The organism is Bartonella krasnovii, assembly GCF_003606345.3.
GTDB classification, from domain to species: Bacteria; Pseudomonadota; Alphaproteobacteria; order Rhizobiales; family Rhizobiaceae; genus Bartonella; species Bartonella krasnovii.
The window spans coordinates 1,309,354-1,322,094 of sequence record NZ_CP031844.2 but is presented as its reverse complement, the minus strand read 5'-3'; the positions used below and the strand labels follow the sequence as shown (position 1 = coordinate 1,322,094).

The 12,741-nt window shown below is 34.4% G+C and carries 11 protein-coding genes and 1 tRNA gene; 6 read left to right on the top strand and 6 right to left on the bottom strand.

What is annotated here, in order from left to right:
• Positions 1-155 precede the first annotated feature (155 nt).
• A complete protein-coding gene (rpoD, locus tag D1092_RS05760) occupies positions 156-2,174 on the top strand; it encodes an RNA polymerase sigma factor RpoD (protein ID WP_120122560.1) in 2,019 nt (672 codons plus the stop codon).
• Between the two features lie 613 nt (positions 2,175-2,787).
• Entirely contained in the window at positions 2,788-3,249 is a 462-nt protein-coding gene (locus tag D1092_RS05755; RefSeq protein WP_120122559.1) for a YcgN family cysteine cluster protein, read from the top strand.
• 29 nt (positions 3,250-3,278) lie between these two features.
• Here D1092_RS05755 and D1092_RS05750 read toward each other — a convergent pair whose 3' ends face one another.
• Positions 3,279-4,010 carry an SIMPL domain-containing protein gene (locus tag D1092_RS05750; protein ID WP_120122558.1) on the bottom strand — a complete coding sequence of 244 codons (732 nt, stop codon included), beginning with the start codon at positions 4,008-4,010 and terminating at the stop codon, positions 3,279-3,281.
• 168 nt (positions 4,011-4,178) lie between these two features.
• On the opposite strand from D1092_RS05750, the gene D1092_RS05745 reads away from it, so the two are divergent.
• Both D1092_RS05745 and D1092_RS09835 read left to right on the top strand, forming a co-directional pair.
• Positions 4,179-4,255: transfer RNA gene (locus D1092_RS05745), tRNA-Ile, on the top strand.
• Positions 4,256-5,550: 1,295 nt separating this feature from the next.
• Positions 5,551-5,733, top strand: coding sequence for a hypothetical protein (locus tag D1092_RS09835; RefSeq protein ID WP_120122556.1), 183 nt, complete (start codon positions 5,551-5,553; stop codon positions 5,731-5,733).
• On the opposite strand, the gene D1092_RS05735 is transcribed toward D1092_RS09835, so the two are convergent.
• Positions 5,657-5,971, bottom strand: coding sequence for a helix-turn-helix domain-containing protein (locus D1092_RS05735; protein WP_005773173.1), 315 nt, complete (start codon positions 5,969-5,971; stop codon positions 5,657-5,659). The genes D1092_RS09835 and D1092_RS05735 overlap by 77 nt on opposite strands.
• A 1,323-nt stretch (positions 5,972-7,294) precedes the next feature.
• Here D1092_RS05735 and D1092_RS05730 point away from each other — a divergent pair.
• Positions 7,295-7,606: a hypothetical protein gene (locus D1092_RS05730; RefSeq protein WP_120122554.1), complete on the top strand. Its 312-nt coding sequence runs from the start codon at positions 7,295-7,297 to the stop codon at positions 7,604-7,606.
• Positions 7,607-8,390: 784 nt separating this feature from the next.
• Here the strand turns inward: D1092_RS05730 and D1092_RS05725 are convergent.
• Together D1092_RS05725 and D1092_RS05720 are read right to left on the bottom strand one after the other, a co-directional pair.
• Positions 8,391-8,570 (bottom strand): YegP family protein, encoded by a 180-nt coding sequence (locus D1092_RS05725; protein WP_120122553.1) that lies wholly within the window; start codon positions 8,568-8,570, stop codon positions 8,391-8,393.
• A 386-nt stretch (positions 8,571-8,956) separates the two neighbouring features.
• Positions 8,957-9,496, bottom strand: coding sequence for a helix-turn-helix domain-containing protein (locus D1092_RS05720; protein ID WP_120122552.1), 540 nt, complete (start codon positions 9,494-9,496; stop codon positions 8,957-8,959).
• A gap of 365 nt (positions 9,497-9,861) precedes the next feature.
• Here D1092_RS05720 and D1092_RS05715 point away from each other — a divergent pair, with 365 nt between their 5' ends.
• Positions 9,862-10,911: a DUF475 domain-containing protein gene (locus tag D1092_RS05715; RefSeq protein ID WP_120122551.1), complete on the top strand. Its 1,050-nt coding sequence runs from the start codon at positions 9,862-9,864 to the stop codon at positions 10,909-10,911.
• Between the two features lie 476 nt (positions 10,912-11,387).
• On the opposite strand, the gene pncA is transcribed toward D1092_RS05715, so the two are convergent.
• Together pncA and D1092_RS05705 are read right to left on the bottom strand one after the other, a co-directional pair.
• Positions 11,388-11,996 carry a bifunctional nicotinamidase/pyrazinamidase gene (gene pncA, locus D1092_RS05710; protein ID WP_120122550.1) on the bottom strand — a complete coding sequence of 203 codons (609 nt, stop codon included), beginning with the start codon at positions 11,994-11,996 and terminating at the stop codon, positions 11,388-11,390.
• Between the two features lie 45 nt (positions 11,997-12,041).
• Positions 12,042-12,578, bottom strand: coding sequence for a hypothetical protein (locus D1092_RS05705; RefSeq protein WP_120122549.1), 537 nt, complete (start codon positions 12,576-12,578; stop codon positions 12,042-12,044).
• Between the last annotated feature and the right edge of the window lie 163 nt (positions 12,579-12,741).

Genomic DNA, 12,741 nt, shown 5'->3' with positions numbered 1-12,741 from the left:
AAGGCGTATACAAAATGTATTCTTTCCAATAGTAATCTCTTAAAAGGAAGTATATATGAGAAACTGTTGGTCGATTTAAGTGAGAACAAAAAAGCTGGTCACATGGAAACTATGGTTACATGAAACTTATGAAGTGATCGAGTGGAGTTTATGGTATGGCAACAAAGGTTAAACAGAAAGATAATACAGAAGTAACAACCCAAGCGAGTTTGGATGGTCCTCTTCTTGATTTTTCTGATGATGCCATCAAGAAAATGATTAAACTTGCCAAAAAAAATGGTTACGTAACGATGGATGAACTCAATGCCGTTCTTCCTTCCGATGAGGTTACGTCCGAACAAATTGAAGATATCTTGGCGATGTTTTCTGAGATGGGGGTTAATGTTGTCGATGATGAGGATGAAGTTGAGTCCGAAAATTATGAAGACGAAGTTACGGTAGAGGGGGGAGATTTAGTAGAGGCCTCTAACCACGCACTTGCAACGACAACGAATAAACGCGAAGTAACAGATCGTACGGATGATCCGGTGCGTATGTATTTACGTGAGATGGGAGCTGTTGAGCTTCTGTCACGGGAAGGCGAAATTGCCATTGCTAAGCGTATTGAGGCAGGGCGTGAGACAATGATTGCGGGACTTTGTGAGAGCCCTTTGACTTTTCAGGCCCTGATTATCTGGCGTGATGAGTTAAAAGAACAGCGCATTCTTCTTCGTGAAATTATTGATCTTGAAACGACTTATGCTGGTCCAGAAGCAAAGCAGGCTCCTGTTATTGAGCGAAGTGAAGTTGATAAGATAAAAGAAGAAAAGATGTCTTCTGCTATACGTAATATGGGGGAAAATATAGGAGAAAGAAGCATTGAAGAAGATGATGATGAAGAAGACGATGATGATGTTAACTTATCCCTTGCAGCAATGGAAAATGAACTTTGTCCTCAAGTTATGGAAACATTGGACTTTATTGCTCAAACCTATGTAAAATTACGCAAATTACAAGATCAGCATGTTGAAAGCAGTTTGGCAGAGCGTAAAGAGGGGGCTCTTACAGCTTCTCAAAAGAAAAAATATATTCAACTAAAGGGTGAGTTGATTCAAGCTGTAAAGTCTCTCTCTTTGAACCAAAATCGTATCGAAGCTTTGGTTGAACAGCTTTATGACATCAATAAGAGATTGATTCATAATGAAGGTAAGTTGAAACGAATTGCAAACAGTTATGGCATTGGTCATGAAGATTTTTTAAAGGAATATCAAGGACGTGAATTGGATGCGGATTGGATGAATTATATTGCCGCTTTGCCTGCACCGGGTTGGAAAGAATTTTCAATGCGTGAAGCAAAAGAAATTCAAAGACTGCGGAGTGAAATACAAAACCTCGCGCAAGAAACGGCTATTTCTATTGGTGAATTTCGCCGGATTGTGATGCAGGTGCAGAAAGGTGAACGCGAATCAACCATTGCGAAAAAAGAGATGGTCGAATCTAATTTACGTCTTGTCATTTCAATTGCAAAAAAATACACGAATCGTGGTTTGCAGTTTCTTGACCTTATTCAAGAGGGAAATATCGGTTTGATGAAGGCTGTGGATAAGTTTGAATATCGGCGCGGCTACAAATTTTCAACTTATGCCACATGGTGGATTCGTCAAGCCATTACACGCTCGATTGCAGATCAGGCACGCACTATTCGTATCCCTGTTCATATGATTGAAACAATTAATAAAATCGTTCGTACTTCACGTCAGATTCTCCATGAAATTGGGCGAGAGCCAACACCAGAAGAATTATCTAGCAAGCTTTCTATGCCATTAGAAAAAGTGAGAAAGGTTCTTAAAATTGCAAAGGAACCTATTTCACTCGAAACACCTGTTGGTGATGAAGATGATTCTCATTTGGGTGATTTTATTGAGGATAGGAATGCGTTATTACCCATTGATGCTGCTATTCAAGCGAACTTACGCGATACGACAACACGCGTTCTTGCTTCATTAACACCACGTGAAGAACGTGTTTTGCGGATGCGTTTTGGGATAGGGATGAATACAGATCACACACTAGAAGAAGTAGGACAACAGTTCTCAGTTACAAGAGAACGCATTCGTCAGATTGAAGCAAAGGCACTTCGTAAATTGAAGCATCCTAGCCGTTCACGAAAATTACGCAGTTTTCTCGATTCTTAAATAAAGAAATTGGTGCATTTTAATCATTTTTCTTTTCTTCTTCATAGAGGAGGAGGCTTGTTGCTGTGTACTTAGATGTTTTTTGAGAAAATATGGGAAAACTTCAAATAATCTAGAAAACTTACGATATTTAACGTTTTTTATAGCTTTGAGGTTTTGTACTTCTCTGCTTCAAAAGAATAAATATAAGGCAAAGAGTGCTCATGAAGTAGAGAGGTGAGGGAGTTTTTTTAAGAAATAAACAATAAAATATTATCTTGCCTGGAGCGGTTCGTTTTTTTTAAGATGAGATATCTTAAAAATAAATTTATCGTACAGCGTACTGTCTTTTTGATGCGAAAGATGTATTCTTTGTAAGAATTATTCACTTGTTTAATAACGCATTTTACTCCTTGTCAGTTTACAAAGGGATTTTCAATGGGTTATATTCATTTATATGCGCTATTTTTTTGAATATGCCTTTTTTCTTCAGATCAATTTTAAGAAAATTATATGAAGTATGCATTGAGTTGAATCTTTTTAAGAGACAGAAATCGATATAATTATAGAAATTAAACTTCTAATTTTTTCTTTTTTATTAATCGTCTTCATTAAAAAAGGTGTGCTTAAGTTTATGAGTGGAGAACTTCCTTTTTGGAAAGTAAAAAAACTAGAAGAACTTTCCTTCTCTGAGTGGGAAAGCCTTTGTGATGGCTGTGGTCGTTGTTGTCTCCACAAAGTTGAGGATGATGATACGGGCGATCTATATGCGACCAGTATTGCTTGTCGTCTTTTAGATGGAGAAACTTGCCAATGTCGAGACTATGTTCACCGTAAATCAATTGTACCAGATTGTATATCGTTAGATATTACAACAGTTAAAACGGCGCGTTGGCTTCCAAGAAGTTGTGCTTATAAATTAATTCATGAAGGAAAAGATCTCCCGTGGTGGCATCCATTGGTATCAGGAGATTGTCAGACGGTGCATAACGCACATATTTCTGTACGTGGATACATAGAGATCTACGAAGATGAATTATCATCTGAAGAAGATTATCTCACTCATATTACTGGTCTCCTATGCGAAGGCCAGTGATATGAGCGTTTTATACAATGGCTGGTAATTTAATCGATCGCAAAGACGACAGTGACACTCACATTATAATTTAATTCACCCCCTGCAAAATTTGTATCTGCGTAGCTTGCATCTGCTGCTCTACTCATGAGACGTGGGGTTGGACGATAGTAATCATCTTTTTCATGGATTTCAATAATTTTTCCTAATTTTAAATCAGCAGCTTTTGCTATTGTTTGCGCTTTTTCAATGGCTTCAGTAATGGCTTTTTTACGTGCTTCTTGATAAAATGGCTTTGTATCTGCGTTGGTAAAAGTAATGCCATTCACTGAATTAACTCCCAAGGCCATCGCCTGATCAAAGATTTTACCAGCACTGTTAAGATCACGAATGCGTACAATTAAAGAATTTGAAACGTGATAGAGTTTTTCATTATTCTTTTTTTCATGGGACGACTGATAAATAGATAAACCTGATGTTTGTAAATCATTGGCTTGGATACCATTACTTTTAAAAGCTTTTATAATATCGTTGATCGATTGATTATTGGACGCTAATGCTTTTTGAGCTGTTTTATCATGGGTGACAACGGCGAGATTAATAATTGCCATATCCGGTGCAGCTTGACTTTCTCCGATTGCAGTCACTGTAATCGTTGAATCTCTTTTATTTTCTTCAGCATAAGCACGTGCAATACTCAATGAAGTGGCTAAGAGTGTGAATGTTAATATAGCTATTTTAACCAAAGAACTCTTCAGTGGTTGAACTTTCTTTTCTATCATATCTATTCCTTTACATTTGCTATGACTACTCTCTCATTTTTGAGAGTTCTTGTAAAGAAATTAGGGCATTAGAAAAAAAACCAATAGAAAAGAGAAAAAGATGGGTTATAATTCACGTCAGCTCTTGTATCATAGAGCATTTTAGTTTAGAGAGAAACCACCTATATGGGGCCTGTAGCTCAATTGGTTAGAGCCAGCGGCTCATAACCGCTTGGTTGGGGGTTCGAGTCCCTCCGGGCCCACCAATAGGGGGATGCCAATAGGAAAAGGAATAGCTTAGTAAAAGTTTTAAGATGCTCCTTCCCTTCGTTTTTTGATTTATTTTTCCGTTTGTTGTTGGTTATTTTGTTATTTTTTGTTGTAGTGTTTTTCTATAAGCCACTTTAGTATATAGAATAATGATATACTTTTCAGTCTTATCAAAAAAATGCTTTTATTTGCAACATTGGGATATCTGGATTAATTTGATGTGTGTTGCTGCTTACACTCTTAATTCATATGCTGTTTTTTACTTTTTCTGTGTGATGTTTTTCATAAAGCAGGGTCTAACCTCTTCATGAGGTGAGTTTATTGATGCTTATTCTGCAAATGGACGGGACCCAATAAAATCAAAGTTAAATGTTATGCTTATTCATAATAAATGTTCTGAAAAACAGTGAGTGTCAATCCACTTTCTTTGAATGATCTCTACCTTTTGAGATATTTGAATAACATCTTCTTCCTCATGCTCAAATTGTTACTGAACTCGCAAAATCTTTCTTGACCTTATTCTCATAAGGAATCGTCCGTATTTTGGTAAATCTTCCATTTTTTATATTAACTGTGAAAAGAGTTTTCTCTTTTCTGAAAAATAACTGATAAGGAAAGTAATTTTTTGTTGGAAAAATACACTTTTCTTCAAGGATCATAATTTTTTATTTACGTGAGAGAATTTCTTCCTTGTTGTAAATCTATATACAATTTACCTATGGAGATCATAGGTGATGATTCATTTTATTTTTTTAACATCGCCATTTTTATTCATGATAGAGAATCAGTATTTAAAGAGTGTTTTTAGAGGGAGATTGCCTTATAAATGCATTACAGGGTTTTAGGGAACGTGACTGTTTATAAGGATTTATTCCTATAACATTGTTATATTCTTGTTTTGTAATATTGTTTAAAAAACATAGATGGCTCTATGTAGAATAAGATTATGGTATATTTTTCTCTTGAAATAAGCTTTTTGTGTCCTTTTATGAATAGTTCAGGAGTATCTTCAGGGATATTTTCACATTAATTTGTTATTGGTCCGAATCACAAGATTTTCGTAATATTATTTGCGTTGTTGATAGATCGTACCAATTTTCATAAGAAAGTTGGGACCGAGCGATGCTTTCTTTTTCACCATGGTACATAACTCATAGAGTTTTATCTTATTTTATAAAATAAGTTTGTACACAATTGCTTCCATACTGCCTATTGCAAATATTTTTTTCTAAGGTATGAGATATATTTAAACGCTTTAGCGTTATATAGTTTGACAATATGGAGTGTGACTATGAAGAGTGATGAAAAATTTGAGGCAACTTTATCCGATATTATTGTGAAATGGGAATCTTTATCAACCTCTCAAAAGCAAGCCATATTGGATAGAGTAGAAAATTCTACAACTGCTTCTCATTCAACAGAACATTTAAAGCCTCAATCTTCTTTTTATCTCCAGACGAAATCAAAGCTATAAGTTTTAAGTCTTCATCGGAGATGTTGAAACCAGTTATGACATATATGGCACTAGCATTTCCGAGTGTGTTTAGAATAGCCATAAGTTTATCGACTGAAGGTCTCTTTCCTCCTTTTATCATTTGTTGGACATAGTTTTGTCCACATCCTGCTGCTCTGCTTATTTCAATCATCGTCCGTCCGTCACTTTTTATCAATTCAATTAAGCGTTGGAACCAATCTTTTTCAGTCTTTGTCATTTTTAGACCTTTACACATTTACGCTATAGCGTTAATATTGCGTCGCGAATCCAGAATATATGATACAAGGAGCGTGAAAATATCCATGCGTAGCTCTTCGCTAATGAAGCATATAGAGTTGTTTTTAACTAATAACAAAATGTCCCCATACACTTTTAGATTCGAATCAATAAAAATGGTTCCTTAGTTCCACGGTTGTGAAGAAATCAGCGCGTATACCAGAAACGGCAATACGCATGCGTGTGTTCATAAGATTTCGCTGTGATAGTATACGTAGCAGCATTATAAATCAAGATATACCCCAACATCAGCATTTGTAAAAATTCTGTGTTAAGTTGGTATGTGAGCATATAATAATGAAGCTTTACAGCCTTAAGATATAAAATCGTGGTTGTGAAAAAAACATAAATTCATAGGTTTAAAATGCTCTTTTCTCTTTTATTGTAATAAATTAGGTCACTATCAGATGGTATGTCGTATGTATGTATTAAAAAACTTTGGAAATATCAAAAAAAGTGATTTGGGTATTTTTATAGGACATAAAAATAATTTGGGGCACGAAGGTGGTTGTATGGGGAATATAATACACGCAACCAATACTCCTATGAAGATGGGGGTACTTTTGATGATAAGACAGTTTATAATAAAGTCTGTGTTTATGATGATATTTTTGTTTATGACAATGCGCTAATATGTGATCGTCTAAGGTGGTCAGGAATTTGCATGTTTATGAGGAGGGGAGAGTTTTTTGTCATATGAATATGAGTGGAGAAGTATATGTTTATACTAACGTAGTTGTTTTTGGTCAAATTTTGAATGCTCAATATATTAAAGTTTGTAGAGATACTCGTGATTATAGAAAGGGCTTGTGTCTATAATAATGTTTTGGTTTGTGGTGATGTAAAAATTTGTGGGAAGGTAAAACTTTACAGAAAAGTTGTATTTTGTGACACTGAGGATTTTTGTAACAATGAAAAATTTCCACATACACCCATATTCCAGACAGCGTAAAAGAGTAAGATAGGGACATTTCAAGGAAGGCGTGTATTGATTTTATCACATTGTTCGTTTTGTTAGAAGTTCCTTATTTTTTATATTTTGGCTCAATAAATATATCGCAAGTAATTGGTAAGAGCGTGTGGATTTAGCCGCTTTTAGAGCGTTTTTGCGTTATTTATCAATATATTAATGGAAAAATATGAATGCCGATGGCGATTATTCGCACTTGGAATATGTAGTTTATTGCCTTCTTTTTTGATGGAGGATGAAGCAAAAATAAATTGCTTAAGATGATCACTTGAGCGGCAATGAGAGGAGATCAAAATGAGTGTAAACGAAATTTTATTGGGAGCAATAATTGTTGTTTTGTTGTTCAGTGGAGTTATATTTCGGTTTTCTTTATATTATCGCAGTCAAATTAAAGCTCTAAAAGAGGAATCCAGAAGGATGAAGCATGAGTTTTTGAGGGATTCTATAAAGATGACTGAAGAAAGAGATAGAACTCTTAGAGAGCAAAATATGGTGATTAAAAGACGTGATCAAGCAATTGAAAAACTAAAAAAACAAATTAGGCAATATGAAGAAAATGAAAAAAAATATCAAAAAGTGCTTAAATCTGAAGATAATAAAGGCTGATCGTATTCATATTTTGCATCCAATTTATCCATTAAAGGATTTTTAGATGCGTTAGCAAGATTAGAAATAATAAGAAAGAGACATGACTTTCATAAAGTCCATGATGATGCTTGTGGAGAGGTTGTCTTGGAAAAGAATATTCAAGCTTACTCTGATCAATAATTTATAAAATCGTTAAAGTTTATAGAAAGGTAATCGTTGGCAACAAAATAAAATTTATGATAATGTCCCAGCTTATAGCTATGCTAGAGTATTAAAAAGAGGATCTACACGATCCGGCTATTTTTGTGGTGATTTTATATTCTTGTAGAAAACAGTTTTGCTTATTCTTCTTAGGTCTTAGGTATAATGTTGCGATAGTTTCAAGGAATAGGCATAAAAAATTGTATGATAATAAAAAGAAAAAGATATTTTATTTTTATGAAGATGAAGGGATAAGTCAGTTATGTGATCCGATAAAGATAGAATAATGAACGCAAACGATATTGATAGCTAGGAAAGCACTCACATTCCTAACCGATAATTCATTTTCTCTTCACGGGCGTTTGTTCTATGAAGAGACGCAAGGTTTGAAGGACTTTCTGCTTGATAGATACTATCAAAATTCAATTATATATTGAATATAAACACGCACTTTACAAACATTTAATTATTACGCACATATGTTAAAAATAACGCAAAAAATTCTTTATTGAGGAAAATAAAAAACCTCTTATTCATTATAAAAATGTAACCAGAAATCTCATTGTAAAAATTAAACTCTTAATCTTAATGGTAAGGAACGTTAAGATTGCAGTTCTTTAATAAGAGCTTTATGGGTAATTTCTTTAATTTGCTCAATATTCATTAAGATATCTTGTTTTGTTGGATATCCTTTACTCGAAAAAGCAACTTTTTGTGCATCACCTGAGATTAAACGCCAATACCACTGATTGTGAACACCTTGAAACACCTCAAAATACATGTTTCTCACCTCATAAAATAGCTGATAATTTTCAGGATGAATACTCAACTAACCCATTTACAAATACTAATGTATGTCTCTATAGGAAGTCGTCAATATATTCCCCTTAAATTTTCTGACCTTAAAAAATAATTTCTATGAGAGCTATTATTCTTGTAACAAGAAAAAATTTCTTGTCAATAAGATATGAATAATAATTTTATACTATAAAATTATTTGTCTAATTTAATGACACTATATGTTCATTTACACTATAAATATTTTTCTTTTACAGAAGTAAATTTTATAGAGCACAAGAGCTTCCACCAGCATGAATAGAGGAAAGATACTTTTCTTCATACTGGTGGCGCTTAATCATTTCTTGTTTTTTCTTTTGACGTCGGTGTTTATTGATTAGCAATAACTTCTTTTTGGGATACGCTTCGAATGAGTAAATCAATGAATAAGCTAAGGGTATAAGAATTAGCCATTTTGGCTTTCATATCGATCAGAGAGGTTGCAGTTTTAGGGTTAAGGCCATTTGATAAACCTTGTCTTGATAAATATTGCTGCAATTTCTCATAAGAGCTGTCGATTTTTTCCTGATTTGGTTTTTCATTACGATCACACTTGGTAAGTGTTTCTTCTAGCCCCTCAATTTTTTTAATAAAGTAATTCCAGTCAAAATCACCTTTTGTATATTCAGCGTCAAACATTTTTCCTTGTCCGGTTAAAAGCCAATTAATGTTGACACCATATAACGTGCGATATGTTTGTAAGACACTAAGATTGGGTTCTCTCTCTCCACGCTCATAAAAAGCAATGGAATTTTTTGTCATACTAAAACTTTTAGCTAAGGTTTCACGTGATGGATCGCCTAAAGCAAGACGTACATAACGTAAACGTTTTCCAAATATGGTTTTTGATTCAGTTTCAGGACGTGCCACGAATTATCTCCCTCAGTAAATCATCATGGTATAAATCATTAAATAATAAAAGCACACTATGTATTAATATTCTATGACACAATGTCAATATTTATCGTTTTAATTTTTTTTAATTTTTTTATTTTAATGGATAAAAAATACTCTCTCAACTCTCTTGTATTGACGATTAACATTCATTTCAAAACAAAATTCTCTATTTATTGCATTTGTTGTTTGCTTTTTTTGAGAAAGTTTTCATGTAACTTTACCATATATATTCTATACACCTCTGCATTAAGAGATGCAACTTTAAAGAAATACAAGCTTTTGATTTGTATTATGTGTGTGCTGTAGGTGAATTAGAAAATAAACTTTGAGGAATGATCATGTCCCTATTACGCTATTTTGGTTTTGCTTTTTTTTTCACCATTATTGGTGTCTTTTTAGGAGGGGCTATCGGTTGGTTTGAAACGGGAAACATTACTGGTTTTCTTAAATATTTTTTTATTTGCTGTGTTTTAGGGGTTTTGGAAATTTCTTTATCCTTTGATAATTCTATTATTAATGCACGTGTTCTTGGCAAAATGAATCCGTTATGGCGTCGTCGTTTTCTTATATGGGGTATTTTGATCGCTGTATTTGGGATGCGGATTGTTTTCCCGTTGTTGGTGGTTGTCGTAGCTGTTGGGATTAATCCAATTGCGGCAGTTAAATTGGCAATAGGAGAACCACATCGATATGCCGAAGTTTTAACCGATGCGCATATGGGAATTGCCGCTTTTGGAGGAACTTTCCTTATGATGGTTGGCTTAAAATATTTTTTTGATTCTGAAAAAGAGGTCCATTGGCTTAATGTTATAGAGAGACCGGCTCAAAAGTTTGGAGCACTTGTTGGAATGGATATTGCAATTGTTTTGATTATGATCTTATTCGTATCAGGGCAGATTGGCGCGGAAGATAAAGTCACTTTTTTATTAGCAGCCCTTTATGGACTTTTGACCTTTATAGTTGTTGAAGCTGTCGGGCATTTCTTGGATTCTCCTAAGAAAGCTTTGACGACAGTGGCTCAAGGGGGACTCGGGGCGTTCCTTTATTTAGAAGTTCTCGATGCGAGTTTTTCTTTCGATGGTGTGGTTGGTGCTTTTGCTTTTTCACACAATCTTTTTATTATCGCAATTGGTCTTGGGATCGGTGCATTTTATGTTCGTTCTATGACAATTATGTTGGTCGAATCAGGGACATTGTTGCATTATCGTTATTTGGAGCATGGTGCTTTTTATGCCATTTTAGTTCTTGCCGTGATTATGTATCTGCAAACGATTATATCGGTTCCTGAAGTCTTAACAGGACTTGTGGGAGTCTGTATTATTGGAATGGCATTGTATTCTTCGCTTCGTTTTAAACGTCGTCAATTGGATAAACATGTTGCGTCTTAATTCATTAAAACTTCTATTTTTTTCATGATTTTGTTTATCGCATATTCGTAATATAATTAATAGAAGAGGTCTTTCGTGCAAAACAAAATGCCATTGCCTTTCTTAGTGGAGTCCTTGACTTTAAAGTTGAATCTATGACATGCTTCTTCCCGTGAAGGGATAATGTAAAATCTCTTGGATAGATTGGACTTGAATAAAAGGGGCAAACGGGCGTGATATTTTTATCCGCTTTCAGTACCGATGGCAGCTCTTGTATTTAACGATGCATAAGAGGCATTTTGCTGCTTTCTTGAATGGTTTTATTTTCATATTGATCCTATTTATGACGTGTAAGAGAATATTCATTTAGTATAAATTGGTTTGAAATGAGAGAATCTTACCCTATTCTAGTTTCTCACTTAGATATGAAAAAATATGTAAAAATAACTTATTTCTTATAAATTAAGTGTCTTATAAGATTGCCAGAAAACAATATTTTAGGAGACCATTAACAGTTCGATACCTGCTTCGTTCATTGTTTTAAGCATCATGTTTAGGGATTCGTTTACATCAATACCAGCGCAGGCATTTAATGAAACACTGACGTGAAAACCATATTGTATGGCGTGTAGAGCAGAAAATCCAACACAAAAGTCAGTTGCTAAGCCACACATAACGAGCTTGGTAAAACCGTGTTCTTTGAGATAAACTTGTAAACCTGTTGGTGTTTTTTGATCATTTTCAAGAAAAGCAGAATAACTATCCATTTTTTGATTATAGCCTTTTCTAAGGATAAGTTGTGCCTTTTCCACTTTGAGAGATGGGTGAAATTCTGCTCCTTGTGTTCCTTGTATGCAATGATCAGGCCAAAGTATTTGAGGACCATAGTCAAGATTGATGGTATCATAGGGCTTTTTTTCAGGATAGCAGGAAGCAAAGCTGCAATGGTTTTTGGGATGCCAGTCCTGGGTTAAGATAACGTGGTCAAAACGATTAATGAGATTATTGACGGTGGGTAAAATAGCATCACCTTGTGGTACTGCAAGTGCTCCACCAGGTAAGAAGTCATTCTGAACATCAATGACGAGTAAGGCTTTTTTTTCCATAAATATATTCCTATAGGAGATGAGCTTTTATCGTATTTTTAAAAGCTATATTTCGTCTTGAAGTTTTAAAATGGCTTGTTGAAGATTGATTTTATTTTTATAATCATCAAGCCAAAAGAGGGGAATAGATAAGTTTTTATAATTCATTTTATAGTTTTTTACGAAATGTAACCACGCACCAATGGGAAGTGCACTGTCATTATTTGTTGCAACGTGTTGACGCAAAGCTTTCATGATCATTGGGCTTGGGACATCAGATCCCATAAGGCGGCGGTCGTTTTGTAAACGCAATTTAAGCCACATCAAGGCAAGGGGTGAGGTCCATTGTTTCCCGTAACAAAAAATTGATGAAAAGAGGGAAGGATTTTTTACTGCGTAATGCAAAGCCCATAAAGAAAAAAAAGAAGGCGCATAGAGAACTACTTTTCTTTCTGTTTCCATATTACATTGATAGGTTGGTTTAATACGGTAAAAATATAATGTTATATCGGGTATGGAAAAGAGGGGTAATGTTTGATAACATGTCTCCGGTACCGCTAAAAAAATTTTCTTTTTGCTTCTTGAAGGGATGTTTTTTTGCATTTAAAACCATACCGGGGCTTGTGAGATAAGAAAAAATATATCAATATTAAAGCGAAAAGCTTTTGAGACGATGTAAGCTCTATTTACTGTACAGTTTCAAAAAGCGAAAGCAGTTTTTTCAAAATCCTGATCTTTAATATCGCACAATATAAAAAGAAACTTA

Excerpts from the sequence above, each read along its gene's own strand:
- pncA (WP_120122550.1), bottom strand. The coding sequence starts at position 11,996 with ATGGAAAAAAAAGCCTTACTCGTCATTGATGTTCAGAATGACTTCTTA.
- D1092_RS05705 (WP_120122549.1), bottom strand. The coding sequence starts at position 12,578 with ATGCAAAAAAACATCCCTTCAAGAAGCAAAAAGAAAATTTTTTTAGCG.
- D1092_RS05715 (WP_120122551.1), top strand. The coding sequence starts at position 9,862 with ATGTCCCTATTACGCTATTTTGGTTTTGCTTTTTTTTTCACCATTATT.
- D1092_RS05735 (WP_005773173.1), bottom strand. The coding sequence starts at position 5,971 with ATGACAAAGACTGAAAAAGATTGGTTCCAACGCTTAATTGAATTGATA.
- D1092_RS05730 (WP_120122554.1), top strand. The coding sequence starts at position 7,295 with ATGAGTGTAAACGAAATTTTATTGGGAGCAATAATTGTTGTTTTGTTG.
- D1092_RS09835 (WP_120122556.1), top strand. The coding sequence starts at position 5,551 with ATGAAGAGTGATGAAAAATTTGAGGCAACTTTATCCGATATTATTGTG.
- D1092_RS05750 (WP_120122558.1), bottom strand. The coding sequence starts at position 4,010 with ATGATAGAAAAGAAAGTTCAACCACTGAAGAGTTCTTTGGTTAAAATA.
- D1092_RS05725 (WP_120122553.1), bottom strand. The coding sequence starts at position 8,570 with ATGTATTTTGAGGTGTTTCAAGGTGTTCACAATCAGTGGTATTGGCGT.
- rpoD (WP_120122560.1), top strand. The coding sequence starts at position 156 with ATGGCAACAAAGGTTAAACAGAAAGATAATACAGAAGTAACAACCCAA.
- D1092_RS05755 (WP_120122559.1), top strand. The coding sequence starts at position 2,788 with ATGAGTGGAGAACTTCCTTTTTGGAAAGTAAAAAAACTAGAAGAACTT.